Annotated in this window: 17 protein-coding genes and 1 other annotated feature; of the genes, 16 read left to right on the forward strand and 1 reads right to left on the reverse strand. The window is 41.6% G+C overall.

Going from position 1 to position 18,705, the window contains the following annotated elements:
* Nucleotides 1–36: 36 nt before the first annotated feature.
* Nucleotides 37–1,020: a tryptophan--tRNA ligase gene (trpS, locus tag MFF31_RS09925; protein WP_238187849.1), complete on the reverse strand. Its 984-nt coding sequence runs from the start codon at nucleotides 1,018–1,020 to the stop codon at nucleotides 37–39.
* An 84-nt stretch (nucleotides 1,021–1,104) separates the two neighbouring features.
* Nucleotides 1,105–1,387: a binding site (T-box leader), on the reverse strand.
* A 185-nt stretch (nucleotides 1,388–1,572) separates the two neighbouring features.
* Between trpS and MFF31_RS09935 the strand changes: the two genes are divergently transcribed.
* The 16 genes from MFF31_RS09935 (at nucleotide 1,573) to MFF31_RS10010 (ending at nucleotide 18,653) form a co-directional block, all read left to right on the forward strand.
* On the forward strand, nucleotides 1,573–3,159 hold the full coding sequence (locus MFF31_RS09935; RefSeq protein WP_238187850.1) for a spore germination protein: 1,587 nt from the start codon (nucleotides 1,573–1,575) through the stop codon (nucleotides 3,157–3,159).
* 36 nt (nucleotides 3,160–3,195) lie between these two features.
* Entirely contained in the window at nucleotides 3,196–4,392 is a 1,197-nt protein-coding gene (locus MFF31_RS09940) for a Ger(x)C family spore germination protein (RefSeq protein ID WP_238187851.1), read from the forward strand.
* Between the two features lie 7 nt (nucleotides 4,393–4,399).
* Nucleotides 4,400–4,633 (forward strand): hypothetical protein, encoded by a 234-nt coding sequence (locus MFF31_RS09945; RefSeq protein ID WP_238187852.1) that lies wholly within the window; start codon nucleotides 4,400–4,402, stop codon nucleotides 4,631–4,633.
* A gap of 28 nt (nucleotides 4,634–4,661) precedes the next feature.
* Entirely contained in the window at nucleotides 4,662–5,780 is a 1,119-nt protein-coding gene (locus MFF31_RS09950) for a GerAB/ArcD/ProY family transporter (RefSeq protein WP_238187853.1), read from the forward strand.
* A 100-nt stretch (nucleotides 5,781–5,880) separates the two neighbouring features.
* Nucleotides 5,881–6,327 (forward strand): MarR family winged helix-turn-helix transcriptional regulator, encoded by a 447-nt coding sequence (locus tag MFF31_RS09955; RefSeq protein ID WP_238187854.1) that lies wholly within the window; start codon nucleotides 5,881–5,883, stop codon nucleotides 6,325–6,327.
* 130 nt (nucleotides 6,328–6,457) lie between these two features.
* Nucleotides 6,458–7,420: a ring-cleaving dioxygenase gene (locus MFF31_RS09960; protein ID WP_238187855.1), complete on the forward strand. Its 963-nt coding sequence runs from the start codon at nucleotides 6,458–6,460 to the stop codon at nucleotides 7,418–7,420.
* Nucleotides 7,421–7,422: 2 nt separating this feature from the next.
* Nucleotides 7,423–8,037, forward strand: coding sequence for an alpha/beta hydrolase (locus MFF31_RS09965; RefSeq protein ID WP_238187856.1), 615 nt, complete (start codon nucleotides 7,423–7,425; stop codon nucleotides 8,035–8,037).
* Between the two features lie 28 nt (nucleotides 8,038–8,065).
* The gene (locus MFF31_RS09970) at nucleotides 8,066–8,677 is read left to right on the forward strand and encodes a flavin reductase family protein (protein ID WP_238187857.1); all 612 of its coding nucleotides are present in this window, start codon (nucleotides 8,066–8,068) and stop codon (nucleotides 8,675–8,677) included.
* 364 nt (nucleotides 8,678–9,041) lie between these two features.
* Nucleotides 9,042–10,301 (forward strand): MFS transporter, encoded by a 1,260-nt coding sequence (locus MFF31_RS09975; protein ID WP_238187858.1) that lies wholly within the window; start codon nucleotides 9,042–9,044, stop codon nucleotides 10,299–10,301.
* A gap of 607 nt (nucleotides 10,302–10,908) precedes the next feature.
* Nucleotides 10,909–11,724, forward strand: coding sequence for a hypothetical protein (locus MFF31_RS09980; protein ID WP_248565446.1), 816 nt, complete (start codon nucleotides 10,909–10,911; stop codon nucleotides 11,722–11,724).
* A complete protein-coding gene (locus tag MFF31_RS09985) occupies nucleotides 11,721–12,782 on the forward strand; it encodes an SAF domain-containing protein (protein ID WP_238187860.1) in 1,062 nt (353 codons plus the stop codon). The genes MFF31_RS09980 and MFF31_RS09985 overlap by 4 nt, the downstream gene beginning before the upstream one ends.
* Nucleotides 12,782–13,354, forward strand: coding sequence for a hypothetical protein (locus tag MFF31_RS09990; protein ID WP_238187861.1), 573 nt, complete (start codon nucleotides 12,782–12,784; stop codon nucleotides 13,352–13,354). Before MFF31_RS09985 ends, MFF31_RS09990 begins: the two co-directional genes overlap by 1 nt.
* Entirely contained in the window at nucleotides 13,351–14,139 is a 789-nt protein-coding gene (locus MFF31_RS09995) for a CpaE/TadZ family protein (RefSeq protein ID WP_238187862.1), read from the forward strand. Before MFF31_RS09990 ends, MFF31_RS09995 begins: the two co-directional genes overlap by 4 nt.
* A gap of 62 nt (nucleotides 14,140–14,201) precedes the next feature.
* Nucleotides 14,202–16,031: a CpaF/VirB11 family protein gene (locus tag MFF31_RS10000; protein WP_238187863.1), complete on the forward strand. Its 1,830-nt coding sequence runs from the start codon at nucleotides 14,202–14,204 to the stop codon at nucleotides 16,029–16,031.
* Between the two features lie 3 nt (nucleotides 16,032–16,034).
* The gene (locus MFF31_RS10005) at nucleotides 16,035–18,032 is read left to right on the forward strand and encodes a hypothetical protein (RefSeq protein WP_238187864.1); all 1,998 of its coding nucleotides are present in this window, start codon (nucleotides 16,035–16,037) and stop codon (nucleotides 18,030–18,032) included.
* A gap of 75 nt (nucleotides 18,033–18,107) precedes the next feature.
* Nucleotides 18,108–18,653: a hypothetical protein gene (locus MFF31_RS10010; protein ID WP_238187865.1), complete on the forward strand. Its 546-nt coding sequence runs from the start codon at nucleotides 18,108–18,110 to the stop codon at nucleotides 18,651–18,653.
* Nucleotides 18,654–18,705: the final 52 nt, after the last annotated feature.

Genomic DNA, 18,705 nt, shown 5'->3' on the forward strand with positions numbered 1-18,705 from the left:
ACTGATGAGGGAGCGCCTATTTTCGTTTTGAGTATATCAGTATGTTAATAGACCCATCGCTCTTTTGGCAGCATCCAGCGTCTTTTGCGCTTCATGCGACGCTTTGCGCGCACCGTCCTGTAGAATATGATCAAGCTCCTCGGACTTGATTAATTGCTCATATTTCTCCTGCAATGGAGTCAGCTTTGCAATAACAACCTCGGCTAAATCCTTTTTGAACGCTCCATACCCTTGCCCTTCATAACGTCTTTCGATAACTGGAATAGTCTCATCCGAAAATACGGCATACAGCTCGATTAAGTTGCTGACGGCAGGTTTCGTCTCCCAATCGTAACGCACACTCATATCGGAGTCGGTGACAGCTCGTGCGAATTTTTTGCGAATGTCAGCAGGCTTATCAAGTAGTAGCACATAGCTGCTCTTGTTTGGATTGCTTTTGCTCATCTTACTAGATGGATCGTCTAGGCCCATAACTCTCGCACCAATTTCTTGAATGACCGGTTCTGGAATGGTGAAAGTCTTGCCGAAACGGTTGTTGAAGCGGCTCGCAAGATCACGTGTCAGCTCCAAATGTTGCTTCTGATCTTCTCCCACAGGCACATGTGTGGATTGATAGAGCAGAATGTCGGCCGCCATAAGCGCAGGATATGTGAATAAGGCAGAACTTACAGCATCTTTGCCGTCGGACTTCTCTTTAAATTGTGTCATACGGCTCATCTCACCGAAATGAGCTTGCGTTTCCATAATCCAGCCTAACTCAGCATGGGCAGAAACCTGGGACTGCATGAAGATTGTATTCTTTACTGGATCTACGCCTGCTGCGATATATAAGGCAGCGATTTGGCGCGAGCGTTCTCTCAGCTCCTTAGGGTCTTGCGGAACAGTGATGGCATGTAGATCGGGTACAAAAAAGTAGCCCTCGTATTCTTCTTGCAGCTTCACGAACTGGCGAAGTGCGCCTACGTAGCCGCCGATATTGAGATCACCGCTCGGTTTAATGCCGGATAACAGTCGTTTCATTTTCATAACCTCACTTTTAGTTGTATTGGACTAGATAGGAGCGAACATTACTTTCAGGCAACAAAAAAAACGCCACGTCCCCTTGTAAGGGACGAAGCGTTAGCTCCGCGATACCACCCGAATTCGGCCGATAGGCCGCTCTTTGCCATGAACGGAGCAAAACAGCGCTGCTGCTTGCATACTTTCGATCATGTCTCCCATGGATAACGGAGGAGAGTCCGTCAAAGCCTACTGTTCTGCCTTGACAGAAGTTCGGTTTGAAGCGATGGGACCCATTCACAACGTGCGAAGCGCCGGACCTCTCACCAATCGCCGGCTCGCTTTATGCATTCGCGCATAAGTTACTCTTTCCCATCATGGCTTTTTGCTTATACCATTTGTTGTTAAATATATTACTCATGTTTGAATAGCGAGTCAAGTAGGGGGCGTGGATAAAAATATGGAAAGTGCGACCCCATTTTAACTCAGTTTGATATCGAATCCAATGTCTAAGTTGTGAGAGGGAGGGTAATAATGGCTTATTAGCGATGACATGCAAGGGAGACTTCATGAATGACAATTAAAAATGCTGGAAACCGTTCTAACACCGCTGATAAGAGCGCTACTAAGGGAAAAGATGAGATAGAACCGATCCTAACAAGCTTGAATGATAACGTACAGAAGATAAAACAAACATTAGGAAACAGTACTGACATCGTCGTTCGTGAAGTGTTTGTAGGTAAGGACGGCAGCCAGGCGATAGCAGTTATTTATACGGACGGTTTAGCAGATAAGATTGTCGTAGATGATTTCATAATGAACTCTATTTTGAAGCATTCACAAATAGCTGATTTCGGAGACAGTGAAATTCCAACGGAAGATCTTTTTACTATATTGAAAAAACACGCTCTAACTACTGTGGAAATATTAGAAATTGCCGATTACAAAAAGCTATTTCACTCCTTATTGTCTGGTGAAACGATTATCTTAATCGATGGCTGTGATAAAGGGATATCAGCCAGCACTCAAGGCTGGAAGGATCGCGGTGTAATGGAACCTTCAACAGAGTCTGTTATTCGGGGTCCTAGGGAAGCCTTCTCGGAGACAATTCGTACAAATACTGCGCTCGTACGCAGAAAGATTAAGGATCCCAATCTTTGGATAGAGACGAAACAAATCGGTCACGTTACCCAGACTGATGTTGTCATTATGTATATAAATGGGATTGCAAACGATAAAGTAATAGAAGAAGTTAAAATTAGGCTGGATCGAATCGATATTGATGGCATTCTGGAGAGCGGTTATATCGAGGCACTGATCCAAGATGAGACGTACACACCATTTCCAACAATCTATAACACAGAACGACCAGATGTAATCGCAGCAGAGCTGTTGGAGGGAAAGGTAGCTATTCTTGTAGATGGCACACCATTTGTACTCGTTGTTCCTGCGTTATTCGTTTCCTTCTTACATTCGGCTGAAGATTATTATCATCGCGCAGATGTGAGCAGTCTTATTCGACTTTTACGCTATTTGGGTGTGTTTATATCCTTGTTCGGGCCGTCATTGTATGTGGCTATTACGACCTATCATCAAGAAATGTTGCCGACGCAGCTTCTTATTAGTCTTGTAGCCCAGCGAGAAGGTATTCCATTTCCTGCTTTTATTGAAGCAATCATGATGGAGGTAGCTTTCGAAATTTTGCGGGAGGCTGGGCTTCGTATGCCGCGAACAATCGGACCTGCGGTGTCCATTGTAGGTACACTAGTCATCGGGCAAGCTGCGGTTGAAGCAGGAATCGTATCTGCAGCGATGGTTATTGTCGTATCGACGACCGCTATTGCAAGTTTTGTGTTCCCGTCCTACGACTTAGCTAACACTATTCGAATGCTGCGATTCCCATTAATGGCGCTTGCTGCGACGTTCGGAATTTTTGGAATTGCTGTTGGTGTTATGGCTATTGTATTGCACTTATGTAGTTTGCGTACTTTTGGTGTTCCATATATGAGTCCATTTGCGCCACTCATTTTATCTGATCAGAAGGATGCTATATTTAGGGCTCCGCAATGGGCGATGACTTCACGTCCCAGGTTAATAAGCCAGAAAAATATAAAACGAGCAAACAATCCATCTTCAAAAAAACCGGGTGCAAAGAAATAGCAGCGACAGTAAAACCATAGGAGGAGAGACAACAACATGAAGCGCAACATACTCCTATTTACCCTAATTGTAATATTGCTCACGTCCACCACAGGCTGTTGGAACCGCCGTGAACTCAATGATCTTGCCATTGTAGCAGCTCTAGGGATTGATAAACAGGATGATAAGTTTCTCGTTTCTGTGCAGGTTGTCGACCCTTCAGAAGTAGCTGCGAATAAGGGGAGGAGTGGAAGCTCACCAGTAACCATCTACCATGGAACGGGAGATACCTTATTTGAAGCGATCAGAAAAATGACGACGATTACGTCGAGAAAGCTCTATTTTGCCCATCTTCGCATGCTAATTATTGGTGATGAATATGCCAAGCAAGGAATAGCAGATGCTTTGGATTTCTTCTCCCGTGATCCGGAAATTCGTACAGACTTTTATGTTGTTGTGGCTAGAGGAGCTACGGCTTCAGATGTTTTGGGTATATTAACCCCGATGGAAAAAATTCCAGCCAGTAAAATGTTCTCATCACTGGAAGTATCGGAGAAGGCTTGGGCACCAACGGCTTCCATTCATGTGGATGAGTTTATTACTGATATTGTGAGCGTTGGCAAGGAGGCGGCTTTGACTGGGATTTTAGTTGATGGTGACGTTGAAACAGGAAAGAAGAGAAAAAATTTGGAGGAGCCTGACACCCCAACTAATTTAAAATATACAGGAATTGCTGTGTTCAATAGCGATAAGCTTATCGGTTGGCTGAACGAAAATGAAAGTAAAGGATATAGCAATATAACGAATGAGCTGTATAGTACGATTATAGAAGTCCCTTGTCCGAGTGGGGGTGTGTTGGGCGTAGAGGTTATTCGCTCGAAGACGAATCTTAAAGGCGAAGTAAAAGCCGGAAAGCCGGAAATTAATATAAGTATGCGTACGGAAGCGAATGTAGGGGAAGTAGGATGCAAAATCAATTTTTCGCAAATTGAAGAAATTAGTGCACTTGAGAAGGAAGTAGAAAAAGTTATTATTACAAACATGATGCAGACAATTCGAAAGGGTAAAAAAATGGGAAGCGATATATTCGGATTTGGTTCAGTCATTCATCAAGCTGATCCGCGTTATTGGGCAAAGGTAAAAGATAATTGGTATGAGTTGTTTCCCGAGTTGCCTGTGAAGATAAAGGTGGATGTAAGAATTAGGCGAACAGGTACCGTCGGAGATTCTTTCATTAATCAAGTAAAGGAGTAGAGTAGTAATGCTTACTGTTATCGGCATATTAATTGTCTCTACGTGGATCGCTTTTATCGAAGTGCCTGCCCTTAAGAGAAAGCATCAAATCAAGGAGTTGTGGATATTCTCAATTCTGCTCTTATTAGGGACGGCTTTAAGTATCGCTGAAAGTTCGCATGTGAAGATGCCCAGTCCTCTTGATTGGATTATGAAGCTGTATATGCCAATTAGTGAGCTGTTGAACGGTGTACTGATATGATCCTGAAATTACGAGAGGGAGGTGACGTATGAGGGGGCAAGAGAAAGTAAGTGCCAGACAATTTGGTATTTTGGTAATCTTATTCTCGATAGGGACAACCATATTAATTATTCCAGCTGGACTTGCTGAAGAGGTTCATCAAGATGCATGGATTGCTTCTATCGTTGGAGTTGGGCTCGGGATGCTGCTCGTTATCTTATTTAATGCGCTGGGCAGTTTGTACCCATCCAAAAGTTTAGTTGAAGTGATGTCTATATTACTTGGATCATGGGTTGGCAAGGCAATAGGATTAACTTTTGTATTTTTCACTTTAATGACAGCTTCAGAGCTAATTTATTTCACTGGTAATTTTTTGACTACAATGATTATGCCGGAAACGCCAATTGAAGTAATTAACATTATTTTGGCCTGCATAGTAGTAATGGGCGCCAAACTTGGTATTGAAACACTCGTTCGTGCAGCAGAGTTATTATTTCCTCTGTTTGTTATATTGTTTTTAGTTTTAGTTATTTTTATATCGCCACAAATCAATATGCAGAATATAAAGCCTATTATGGAGGCAGATGTAACGTCCATATTCGCGGCAAGTCTTTACTTTGCCAGTACGTTTGCGTTCACCCCCATTGTCCTTCTAATGATCTTCCCTGTTTCCGTTAATCGATTGAAGGAAGGTCGCGGCGCTTTCTACAAGGGCGTTTTGATCGGGGGTATAGCTCTGATTATTATTATATTGTTATGTATTTTGGTACTGGGAGAAAACACGACAGCAAGACAAACCTATCCAAGCTATATGTTAGCCAAAAAAATAAATGTTGGAAACTTCCTCCAACGTATTGAAATTGTAATGGCGGGTATGTGGTTTATTTCGATTTATTTCAAAATGTCTTGTTACTTCTATGCGGCTAATAAAGGTCTTGCACAAATTTTCAATATTAAAGACTATCGAATTCTCGTGTATCCACTTGGTCTAATGATCGTTGTTTTTTCTTTAATTGTTCATCCTAGCATATTGCATTCTAACGCATACAATAAGGAAACGTGGCTGCCATATGTCGCTACATATGGATTAGTGCTCCCGATATTATTACTAATGGCATACGGTATACGCAAGTTTTGGAAAAAAAGATCGGGCCAAAAGACTTCATAAAATGAATGCAAGGGATGTTATTTTATGGGGTTGACAGAACGTTTGTTGTTTGATATCTTTAATTTAAGATATTTCAATTGTAGAGATTAGAGGTGCTTGTATGGCTGAGCAAACAACAAATGAATCATTAGATTTGTTCATCGCATTATCCAGAGCAAGTCAATGGGTGAATGCACATGCTGATCGAGATATACGGAAACATGGTCTGAATAGAACGGAATTTGGTGTACTAGAGTTGCTTTATCATAAGGGCTCGCAGCCGCTTCAACAGATTGGCGGTAAAGTACTTATGAGCAGCGGCAATATTACTTATGTAATTGATAAGTTGGAGAAAAAGGGACTCTGTAGAAGACGTGCTTCCTTAGAAGATCGTAGATTGATCTACGCTGAAATTACGGAAGAGGGAAGCCGGTTTATAGAAGAGATCTTTCCTGGTCATACTAGTGTAATTGAGCAATCTGCGGGAGGACTTACCGCTGAAGAGAAGCAAGTCGCAAGCAAATTGCTAAAGAAGCTGGGCAGATTCGCTCAGGAGTCGTTTAAATAGCAGTCTAATAAACAAGAAAATTGCACTGCAGTCATTCATTTAGCTCTTGGTTAGAGCTTTTCTAGATATGACTGCATATACGGGTCACATATCTTAATATTAAGATTATAACAATGAGGAGTGGTTGGTTATGTCAACGAATACAACATCAACAACAAAAACAGCGGGGATTCATCACATAACAGCATTTGTTCGCAATCCACAACAAACAACAGATTTTTACGCTGGCGTATTAGGACTTCGCTTAGTCAAAAAGACGATCAACTTCGATGCACCTGAAGTCTATCACCTTTACTTCGGTGACGATGCTGGAAGCCCAGGAACGATTATTACTTTCTTCCCTTGGGCAGAATCCCGTAAAGGACGTGTTGGAGGAGGGCAAGTCGGCATTACAAGTTATGTCGTGCCAGTAGATGCCTATTCATTCTGGAGAGAGCGCTTAGTGCGACTTGGCGTAGAGGTGCAGGAAACGGAACGCTTTGGGGAACAGTATTTGCAGTTTACTGATCCTGATGGGCTAAGGGGAGAAATTGTAGCAAGAGAAGAAGGTGCACTTAGCAAGTGGTCATTCGGAGGTATCGAAGCGGAAAATGCGATTAAAGGTTTTGGTGGAGCTGTGTTGTTCAGTACTGAACCTGCTTTAACGGGGAAGCTTTTGCAGGAAGTGATGGGGCTTGAGAAAGTTGGCGAAGATGCTGGTTATGCACGCTTCAAATCGTTTGGTGAGATAGGTAACATTATTGATGTTAATGTGGAGGCAATGGCTCCGGGTTCAGGCGGAAGCGGTACTGTTCATCACATAGCTTGGAGAGCAAAAGACGACGCTGAACATGAAGTATGGAGAAATCATGTAGCTAACAGCGGCTACCAGCCAACACCAATCGTAGATAGACAATATTTCAATGCGATCTACTTCCGTGAAGAAGGCGGCATATTGTTCGAGATCGCTACAGATCCTCCTGGTTTTGCTAAAGATGAGGAGGCAGCACATTTGGGTGAGAAACTTATGTTACCAGAATGGTATGAGAAGCATCGTACTGAAATCGAAAAGATGTTGTTGCCGTTCACAGTAAGAGAATTGGAGGGAATATAAGAATGAAACATATATTTAAACAAGGTACGGACCCGAATTCACCTGTATTGTTATTGTTGCATGGAACAGGCGGAACGGAGCGGGATTTACTTCCACTGGCGGAGTTAATCTCGCCTTCCTCCTCCGTGTTAAGTGTCCGAGGTAATGTACTTGAGAATGGGATGCCGAGATTTTTTCGGAGACTAGCCGAAGGTGTATTCGATATCGAGGATCTTATTTTCCGGACGGGGGAGCTACATGATTTCCTTGATCAAGCTGCGGCAGAATACGGCTTTGACCGTAGCAATATTGTAGCTGTCGGCTACTCAAACGGTGCGAATATTGCAGCAAGCTTGTTATTCCACAATAAAGATGCCTTAAAGGGAGCAATTCTGCATCACCCAATGGTTCCAATTAGAGATGTAGTCCTCCCGGATATGACGGGTCTTCCTTGCTTTATCGGAGCAGGAGAAAATGATTCCATGTGCACTCCTCCTGAAACAAAAGAATTAGAGCGCTTATTAAATGGAGCAGGTGCAGCAGTTACGGTTCATTGGGAGCACTTCGGACACCAATTGACTAGCACAGAAGCAGCGGCTGCTGCTGCATGGTTCGGTCAAACATTCGGAAATAAATAATCCAGCTGTACGAAAAGGGGAGAATGTGTTGATCGCTATTGATCCGAAAAACCAGGATGTTAAGGAAAATTACAAGTTGCTTATCGGAAGTGTTATTCCGCGTCCAATAGCTTTTGTATCAACACTCTCCGAAGATGGTGTGTTGAACGCAGCTCCATTTAGCTTCTTCAACATCGTGACGGCTGATCCTCCGATGATTGCGGTATCGGTCCAGCGGCGAAATGGAGAACAGAAGGACACAGCACGCAATGCAATTAGTCGTGGACAGTTTGTTGCTCATATTGCAGATGAACATTACATTGAAGCCATTAACGAAACGGCGGCGAGCTTGCCGCCTGACGTTAGTGAAGTACAGTTAGCGGGACTAACGGCTGTTGCAAGCACCAATATAGAAGTGCCAGGAATTGCGGAAGCGAGAATTCGCATGGAATGTGTGCTGGAACAAGCGTTACCGCTTGGAGGAACGGATGGGTCACCCTCATGTGATCTACTCATCGGCCGAGTGGTGCAATTCCACATTGACGATGCCCTCTACAACAATGGTCGCATTGATGCTAATGGTCTACAGCCAGTCAGTCGCTTAGCAGGCAACGATTATGCGAAGTTAGGCCAACAATTCACGGTGATTCGACCAAGTTAAGTGATTGAGTGTGAAAGATTAAACGTAAATAACATGTTCTTATTAGATAATATTCTAGGAATGAGTTCGGTGATGCACCGGGCTCATTTCTTTTAGTTTTTCCTAAGTGATATAGAAAGTTGAATTTCATGATTTCAAGATGGGTCAGGAGGTAATGCATGGAAGTTATACAAGGCCATGTCACTTTGACAATCTTTTTATTGAAACGGAACGTATGTTCTGATACAATGGAGGATAGGGGTAATTCCTCAATGAGACTAGTCCTGTTACTAAGATATTTTTTTAAGGGGTTGTTTTCAAAATATCGAATATGGAAATGACTTAATAATAAGAAATAGAAAACAGAGATAAGAAGGGGGTAGTTATGTTACATACCGAAGACCAGAGTAAAAACCATTGGAAAAGAAATATTATTCTCTTTATGAGTAGTCAAACCTTATCATTATTTGGCTCCGCATTAGTGCAATATGCGATTATGTGGCATATTACGCTCACTACAAAATCGGGCATGATGATGACATTATTTATTATTTGCGGGTTCATTCCTACTTTTTTGTTATCGCCATTTGCAGGCGTGTGGGCGGATCGCTTCAATCGTAAATATCTCATTTTAATAGCTGATGCCATGATAGCAATTTCAACGTTGATGCTTGCCATTACTTTTTTACTCGGTTATAAAGAGAATTGGTTATTGTTTGCCATCGCTGCTGTTCGTGCGCTGGGAGCTGGTATCCAAACGCCGGCGGTGGGGGCTATATTACCTCAAATTGTACCGGCCGATAAGCTGACAAAAGTAAATGGAATAAATGGAACTCTTCAAGCGCTTATGATGTTTGTTGCGCCTATAGTCAGTGCGATGTTGCTTTCAATGGCAACAATTGAAGTGATATTCTTTATTGATGTTGTTACGGCATTGCTAGCGGTCGTAATTTTATTATTCTTTTTGAAAATACCGTTGCATCAAAAGGCAGCCGATCAACAAACAACTAGTTATTTGGAAGATTTTAAAATGGGATTAAGCTATATTAAAACCCATCCATTTCTTAAAACCTTCTTTATTTTTTTCGCCATTTTCTTTGTGTTGATGGCACCAGCTGCCTTTTTGACGCCACTACAAGTAACACGCAGTTTCGGAGATGATTATTGGCGATTGACTGCCATTGAAATTGCTTTTTCTGTTGGAATGATGGCTGGAGGAGCTATTATTGCATCATGGGGAGGCTTCCGCAACAAAGTCTATACGATGACATTTGCGAGCCTGGTTATGGGCGTTTGCACGATGGTTTTGGGTGTTGTACCAATATTTTGGATATATTTAGCGGTGATGGCTATATTCGGTGTTGCGATGCCAGTCTTCAGTACACCGACGACCGTCTTACTGCAAGAAAAGGTAGACCCGGATTACATGGGACGAATATTTGGTGTATTCGGTATGATCTCGACTTCCATGATGCCAATTGGCATGCTAATATTCGGACCGCTATCGGATGTGATCGATATTGAATGGTTGCTTATTGGTACAGGTTTGTTGATGGTTATATTCTCCATTATATTTATTCGTAACAAACGTTTGGTTGAAGCTGGAATGCCGGTTGAAATAGAAATAGCTGTAGAACAAAAGTAAGGGATTAATTAATGTAGAATGCATGTGCTGTGTGTTATCTCATTATCGGGACTACTAGAGAGCACTAGAACTCGATTGGGAAACTAGGAATATAATTGTATTGAATATATGTGAACGTGAATACATCGTCATGTGAGGCTTCTGCCTTGGGCGGTGTATTTTTTATGTTTAGATTCATTACTTGCTGTCGTTATATTGATCTCATATCAAAATTTCTTGAAAATAATTCAAAGATTAGAGTAATAATTTAGGTAAATTAGACCTATGTCGAATCCTGCTGAAGCATTGATATATCTGTATTTATAGGGAAAAAAGACTAATCATTTGTCATATATTAGATAATTATATAATCGAATAGTCCCGAATAGTGTCTAAAGGCGTTGGAATGTGTAGGAAATATGTGCTATTCTGTCGGTAACTAATATTTACAATATTAGATTTAACAAGGATTATAAGAATCACTTCCCTCAGTATGCAGAACATACCTATAAGAAGTGTTTAATAATATATGGGGTCTATTAGACTAATTAAATGACTTGTGAGTGATGCCAACATGTCTAATGATTCAGATTTATTTCGTTTTAATAGGAAATTAGTAATACTTCTAATGCTAGTGATTAGTGCTTTACTTTTGTCCATATTCGTTTTTAGAAATCAAATAGATGATTGGCTATGGGGCAAAAGCCCTCTAACTGAGAGCCAAGTAGTATCACTAACAGCAAAACAAATGGATACTATTACTTCTGATTTTGCTGACAAAATATATGATAACATCTCAACTAATATAGATTATTTAGAGCCTAGCTCTTTTAATAGCATTAAAAGCAACATTCATTCCTGGCTGCAATTATCACTAGATTCAGACATCTTGAATTTAATTGCATTAAATTCGGAAAAAAAAATACTCCGTATATTTATTTCGTCAGGAAAACCGTTTAGTTCGGAGGGCGAGTCCAAGGGGGACTTGAACTTCGATCGCAATATTAAAGATTTTGGATTTCAGATTCAGGATGGAGAGTGGTGGCTGAGGCTGACACTATCAAATGCTATTATTTCCTATTCTGACGCAAAGTTAGGAGAAGGAGACAGTCATTCAGTTCGACAAGCAGAACAAATGTTGAATCGTTTCATCGGGGCAAGGAAGTTTGCAATAGTGACACAAGATTTCATTACTGACACATCAATATTGGATCCTGTGAGTTTAGAGATCGGCATAGAACGGTCTATTCCTTATACCTATAATGCATCTTTGGAGCAAAGCGCAATTTATTTGGAGTCTCTTCAACTATCTGGATGGGCAATTGATTCAATAGAAGCGGGGGAGCTTTATTTGGATTTTTATTTGTCAAACAGGGATTCGAAAGCAAGAGCTATTGTTTTAGAGGGCAGTTTAAAGGTCTTTTATTGGGGGACGAAAAAGTGAATATCGAATGGAACTTCAAGACGATTGCGATAATGGCTGCTGCTGTTGTTTTGTTTATCGGAACGAACGTAGGTCAATACTACGTTATTTGGAAACCGAAGATAAACGATATGAAAGTTTCTTATGAAGAAAGAATCGCGGTTCTAGATGCAGAGCTTCAAAGAATCGGACCTATTGTAAGCGTGTGGGCGATCAAGGACGAGGCCGAAGATATGTTTGCTGGCAGGCAGATTACACAGGACGACTTGATGATGAGGGAGCTGCCGGAATCTTTTGTCACCCAGAGCTTAGTTTTGAACCCGGAAACCATCTTAGGAAAATATTATCGCATCGGCATGCTTCCAGGTACGTTGTTGTCGACAGACATGGTTATGGAAGATCCGCTGGACGATACGATTAGAGAGTACGATGTTGTTGCCAGTGTAATGCCGATCGGATTAAAGGTTGGCGATTATATTGATTACCGTATCATCTATCCTCTAGGAGAAGATTATATTGTCCTTCCGCATAAGCGAGTAGAGGCGATTCATGACAAGACGATCAAGCTGAAGATGAGTGAGACGGAAATCCATTACTATCAAGCGGCATTAATTGATTTCTTCTTACAATCGAAAAATGGTGCAACGCTTTATTTGACGAAGTATTTGGAGCCGGGCATTCAGAAAGCTGCAACCCCTTATTATGCCGTTCCAAAAAATATTTTAGCGATAATGACAGCCAATCCGAATATTTTGGAAACGTTGAATGGAAGCATAAATGATCAAACAAGAAAGATTATAGATGCGGGCAATGCAAATGTAACTCAGGAAGTTGGGGGAGATATTGCACAAGGACGCGGTGAAGTTTCAGGTAAAATTGATGCGGGCGAAACAGAGTTTAATAACTTAGAAGAGGAATTGAGGGAAGCAGCGGAACAAGCTGCTCTTGCTGAAGGTGAAGGGTTAGCTCCATCTGAGCCAACAGCTCCAAGTGCCGAACCTGACGCAGGAGTGACGCCTTCCGATCCATCCTTACCGGCAAACCCGATCCTTGAAATTGAGAAAGGTGTCGTGGAGTAATGCAAATAGGTGTATACGGATATACCGATAAGCGCCCTGTCATCTATGCGCTAATGAAGTTGCTTCAAACTACTGGCGATGTCGCATTGTTCAGCAATAATCGGCATTATAAACGTTTGTTGGAGGAGGGCGAGTCTCAAGGACATATGGCGAATATTATGATTGCCATATCTGACGCGACCCCTGATGAAATTTTCAAAGAAGTGGGCTATACACCAGATGATTTCGAACATGTCATTTTCGATATTCAAGATACGATACCCGACAACTTGACCCATGCCATCTATGTAAAAACGTATAATCCGAACGAGGATGAACGGGCGTTCCTAGAACTTATTGGTGATTACCGGGTAATTAAACTGAACTACGACGGGAAAAGTGAAAAAAATGCGATCAACGTCATCCCTTCCACGAGTATGTGGAAGTCGATTGAACAAATCGAATTTTACAAGATATTGAATCCCATCCCGTCCAAAGAATTGAATAAAGGGCTTGCAACCATGCTGGCCCCTTCTCTACAAATCACAATGAAATCGGCATTCACGTTGCTCAACAGGAAGTGGTCGAGATGAAAATATCGGTTATATCTCCCGATAGGAGACAAGGCGGAACAACGATCAGCATAATGCTCGCTATAGCATTGGCACAAACACAAAATTATACGACTTGCTTAACTTACACTGGAAATAATAATTCTTCCATCTCGGGAGCGCTTGGGATTAAGCCATCTGAGGACAAAACGAGAAGTATAACACAAGTTATAAAGCTGTTGGAGGCAAACGCTATTTCTGGCGATGAGATATTAGATTATTGCATTCAGGTGCCTGGAGTTCCGAATCTGCAAATGATTGATACGGCATCAGACTCGATCTCAGACGAAGAAAATGCGAAGCTTCTGAAATTCGCAATTAGCAACTTGTCCCATCAAATTGTTATTACGGATGTTACGACCGAAATTTATGAGGAAATTACAGATATCATTATCGAAAATTCCGACTTAATTGTAATGGTTATTACACAATCCAGAGAAATAAAAGAAAAGCTCAGACATTGGGAAGCGGCCAAAATTATGGCCAAGCTGAACAAGAAGGGGCTTGTCTTCATTGTAAATCAATATGATCCTTACGTTGAAGCGTTTAGGGACACAAGTAAAAATATGAAGCTGAAGCATGCTCGTTGCGCCAAAATTTCTTATAACCCGTTTATAAAGCGAACTAGCAATATAGGTAAGCTTCAAACGATTTTGCCTTACATTTTGGAAAAAGATCCTCGTGTAATGGAGTTGAATAATGATTTGAAAGAATGCTTGACCGTAGTGCTTGCCAATCTGGGGAAACGAATGGTGTGGACTTCGTAAAGAAGAACTAAGCTTAGTGCTATGAAGAGCGCACAGCTTAGCTTGATTGGAGGGAAATAAGTTTGAAATTGAACACACTTCTTATCTTAGCAACCCTTCTTGGCATCCTCATCCTTGTGGGAGTCCTTTATTGGAAATCGAAGCGTGAGCGTCCTGAAGTGGAGCTATCTGACAAGCTAACGATGGATAAGTTGCTGGAAATTGTAAAGTATAGCTTGGCGGACCTTATCAAAGACGAGAATTTTACAGGGTTAGCGGACGAAGAATTTGAGTCCATGTACAAACGAAAAGCACGAATACAGGACGCCATGCAAAATTGTGTGTACGGGATCGATTCGGCAAAGCTGATCGTACAGGATCTTATTCGAAGCATACTTGCTGACTTGATGAAAACCGAAGAAGAAATTTTGCAAGTCTATAATTTCCGTGCAACCTATTTAGAGCCGCGCATCAAGTTTGAAATATTGATGTACTTTTATAAGAAGTCCTTTGGTAAAGACGCATTGGCGGAACTTATTAGTGAATACAAGCTGGCCAGAGAAAGATATGAGATTGAGGACAAATCGCAGCCTTCCTATTTAATAAGCGATGAAGATATTGATACGATTTTTGCCGAGAAAAACTACGATATTGATTATAACGTAATGCTGGACATGATGGTCACTATGATTTATCAGAGGTATAAAGGATTCGGCGTCGTGGATACGCTTCGGGAAATGAATATCAACGGATTCAACTGTGGTACATCGGGTTCGATTCTAAGTGCTCTTCTTAATAAAGATATTAAGATTATGAAAGCACCTCGATCTGTTTGGCTTTACTTTAATGGTAAGTACATTCATCTCCGTTTCCTAAGCTTCAATACAGAAGAGGAACTTAGAAGGGTGGTACAGCTGCTGGTCCGCTATAATAATCCCGGTCCATTGACGGAAAAACGGGGTTATATGGTCAATACGATGTATGACAAGTCGAGGGTTCTCGCCATGAGACCGCCAGCAGCCGAGTATTGGGCAGTGTTTGTACGTAAATTTACGCTTAGTGATTCATCTCTGCCTGCACTAATAGACAAGCCTTATGTCAATCAAGCATTCCTTGCCATTAATCTTGTCATGTATCTCATGATGGGGCAAATTACTTGCGGCTTTACAGGAAGGCAAGGGGCAGGTAAGACGGTTATGATGACAGCCGCGGTTAAGTATATTGATCCAAGATACACGCTCCGTGTATTGGAAATGGCACCTGAGATGTATTTGCGGGAACTATATCCTGAACGGAATATCCTTTCGGTTCAAGAAACGGAATATGTATCTGCGGCGGAGTTGCAAGATGCTCTGAAAAAATCCGATGCCGCTGTATCTATTGTAGGTGAGGTTGCAACTGACAGTATTGCTGCCCGAATGATTCAAATGGGTCAAGTAGCTTCGATATTTACCATATTTTCTCACCATGCGAATATGGCGGAACAACTCGTCTATGCGATTCGGAACTCACTGGTTAATGCCGGAGGCTTCACGGGCAATATGTTAACGGCTGAGCAGCAAGTTATAGATGTTATCCGTGTAGACATCCATCTCAACTATACGACCGATGGACGAAGGTATATCGAACGAATATCGGAAATCGTCAGACTGGATATCAGCGTACCCTATCCGGATTATGACAAAAATAATCCATTGCACTCGATGAATGAAATTACGAAAGAATATTACAACCGTAGCACAGATCGCAAATCGTTTACGACAAGAGACATATTGAAGTACAACCTGGAGACGAATACATATGAAACCTACGACTGGTTCACGACGGAGATCACCCAGAAAATGCTGGATGTGATGCCGCTGGACAAGATGCAGGATTTCAAAAAATTCATTCTGGATAATTGGAGGCTGTAATAGGTGGTATTTATAATTATAGGGCTTGTCCTTACGGCCATTACAGCCGTAACGATGATCATCGTCTCCGACAAGAAACGCGCTAGACATCGAAAAGGAAATCATCGTAAAAAACAAAGTTTAATTTCGTTATCAACTTATTTTAGAATGAGTCAGTTTCTTGAAGAGTTTTTCTTAACACGCGGAGGATATCGGAAAGTAAAAGCACGTGTTGCCATGCTATCCGTTTATTCCAATCAGGAAATAAAAGTGTTTTCAGTTCAGGTTTATGCGACAGCTACAATTTCTTCCTTGGCTTTAGTTATTGTAGGAGCAATCATTTTCCAAGACTTATTTTCGACACTGTTAGTTGTTCTTTATGCAGTGGTCATGAATACGGTGCTGGTAAGCAAACAAATTGACCGAATTCATTTCAAGTTGTTAAAGCAGTTGTCTGCTGCTTTGTCATCCTTGAGGCAAAATTATCTTCGGTTGAATTCTATCCCGCAGGCGATTGCAGAGGCGGAAACGGGTTCAGAGCTGCATCGCGCTTTCGAAGAGATTTACAACATTTTGACAGACCCTGGTGGCAAATCCCGACTTAATGAATTTTATGCAACGACGCCATTTCGGCTATTAAGCACATTAGCAGGCGTTTGTTATATTTTGAACAACTCAGGAGATACGAAACTTAAGGATGGTTCCTCCAACTTCTTGCAAGCTATGGGAATGATGGCTGACGAGGTGAATCTGGAAATAAGACGTATATCGTTGCAAAAAGCTAGATTCGGATCGCTAGAATATTTGCCAGTAGCTCCTTTGTTCGCGATTGGAGTTATCGAAACTTTCTTTACTAGCATTATACCGGGAACGTCCGTTATTTATCATGGGCCTATCGGCTATATCTCCCGCGCTCTGATCTTGCTTGCTTCAATTATTGGCTATACCGTCATTGTTAAAGTGAACAGCGCTGTCTCTGTAAAGAAGGACGATCGAAATCCGCTTGTCATGTATCTGCTCAGGCAATCCTGGTACTCAAAAATCGTTAATGATGTCATGCCGAAGAAGCTGATGAAGAAGGCAAGGAAAATGCGTCTCGTAAAAGGCGCGCTGAGCATGACGGATTTGAGACATCTATATGCCAGCAAAATTTTGTTTTCAGTTATGGCATTTGCGTTGACGATTGGCTGTATGTTTTTTGCGGTAAACCTAGGCAAACAGTTCATCCGCGAAAATGTACGCGAGGTTTCCCTTGTCGGTGGAGAGAAGCTTAAAGAAGAAGATATAAAGATTCGACAACAAATGGATGATATATATCTATCTATGCCGGAGCTTCCTAGAGAAAGTCATACCAAAGATTATGTAATAGCCAAACTTCCTGATCTGGAAGCATTCGACCAGGATGCGCAAGTGAAGAGGCTTCAAGAAAAGTACAAAAGCTACTACAACACGTACTTCAAATGGTGGATGGTGTTGATTGCCTTCGCCGCTGCCGCAGGAAGTTTCATGATACCTGAGCTGATGTTAAGGGCAAGGGCATGGATGCTTAAGACGGAAAGTGAAGAAGATGTGCTTCAACTTCAAACAATTATTTCAATATTAATGAACACATCAGCCGACACGCTGGAAACGTTGTATTGGCTGGAGAAGCAAAGTCGTGTTCACAAAAATGCGATATTGGATGCCTATCATGAATATGCATCTGACCCAGACTTGGCGCTTAATCGGATGAAAGCGAAGGCTGTACTGCCAGGATTCAAGCGAATGGTGGACAAGCTTATTTTAACGGTTCATCAAATAACGCTTGCGGAAGCATTCAGCGATCTCGTCACGGAGAGAGACCATGTGATGCGGATTCGTGAAATATCGCAAAACGCCACCTTAAGCAAGAAACGGACATATGTCAGTCCACTGTCGATGGCTCCGCTAGTACTGACAGCGATACTGTATATTCTGGTACCGCTTGGCATATTAGGCTTCAAGGAATTTATGAATGCATTGTCTCATGTAGGTACAACATAGCGGCTAAATAACCAAGAGTGAAGCCATAAGGCTTGATTAATAGTTCTAAAAACAATTTGAAGGAGTGAGTAAACAATGGAAGGTGAATTGGGATCAGGCGCTCGAATAGCCATCGCTCTAATTGTAATCGGAGTAATTATTTCTATTATATTCGTTATTTTGGGTTTTACGAGAGGTACAACAAATCAAGGGATTACAACGGTAGCCAATTCCATGGATTCCATGTCCTTAGCGCAGTTTGATGATTATGATCAGAAAATCTTGTCAGGTACCCAAGTCGTATCCGCAATTAAATTGTTTGAAGGTCGTCCAGTTGCTCAAGTAGTTAGAACTACTTCACAAATGAAATCTACTGGTGGTGCGGGTTCTGGTCATAATTACGGTGCAATACTTGCTGATACTACTGATAAAGGTGTAATTACAATGGGAACTCTTACAGGATCTCATTATGTTGAGGGACTTGAAACTGAAGGCGGTATCACATACAACATGAAATATCTCCCAACTACAGTATCAGGAACGGATACATTTGTTCGTCCAACAGCTAAGTTTCTTGCAGAACTAATTAAAGATACTACAGGAACAATTGTAGGCGTTTGTTTTACACAACAAGCAACATAGAAAATTGTTATAAGCAGCATTAATACAAAGTGAAGTCTATCCGTATTTCAAG

This window comes from Paenibacillus sp. L3-i20 (assembly GCF_022180385.2).
In the GTDB taxonomy this organism is placed as follows: Bacteria; Bacillota; Bacilli; order Paenibacillales; family Paenibacillaceae; genus Pristimantibacillus.

Bases quoted from the DNA above. Each gene is read 5' to 3' on its own strand.
- trpS (WP_238187849.1), bottom strand. From the start codon at position 1,020: ATGAAACGACTGTTATCCGGCATTAAACCGAGCGGTGATCTCAATATC.
- MFF31_RS09935 (WP_238187850.1), top strand. From the start codon at position 1,573: ATGACAATTAAAAATGCTGGAAACCGTTCTAACACCGCTGATAAGAGC.
- MFF31_RS09940 (WP_238187851.1), top strand. From the start codon at position 3,196: ATGAAGCGCAACATACTCCTATTTACCCTAATTGTAATATTGCTCACG.
- MFF31_RS09945 (WP_238187852.1), top strand. From the start codon at position 4,400: ATGCTTACTGTTATCGGCATATTAATTGTCTCTACGTGGATCGCTTTT.
- MFF31_RS09950 (WP_238187853.1), top strand. From the start codon at position 4,662: ATGAGGGGGCAAGAGAAAGTAAGTGCCAGACAATTTGGTATTTTGGTA.
- MFF31_RS09955 (WP_238187854.1), top strand. From the start codon at position 5,881: ATGGCTGAGCAAACAACAAATGAATCATTAGATTTGTTCATCGCATTA.
- MFF31_RS09960 (WP_238187855.1), top strand. From the start codon at position 6,458: ATGTCAACGAATACAACATCAACAACAAAAACAGCGGGGATTCATCAC.
- MFF31_RS09965 (WP_238187856.1), top strand. From the start codon at position 7,423: ATGAAACATATATTTAAACAAGGTACGGACCCGAATTCACCTGTATTG.
- MFF31_RS09975 (WP_238187858.1), top strand. From the start codon at position 9,042: ATGTTACATACCGAAGACCAGAGTAAAAACCATTGGAAAAGAAATATT.
- MFF31_RS09980 (WP_248565446.1), top strand. From the start codon at position 10,909: ATGCTAGTGATTAGTGCTTTACTTTTGTCCATATTCGTTTTTAGAAAT.
- MFF31_RS09990 (WP_238187861.1), top strand. From the start codon at position 12,782: ATGCAAATAGGTGTATACGGATATACCGATAAGCGCCCTGTCATCTAT.
- MFF31_RS09995 (WP_238187862.1), top strand. From the start codon at position 13,351: ATGAAAATATCGGTTATATCTCCCGATAGGAGACAAGGCGGAACAACG.
- MFF31_RS10010 (WP_238187865.1), top strand. From the start codon at position 18,108: ATGGAAGGTGAATTGGGATCAGGCGCTCGAATAGCCATCGCTCTAATT.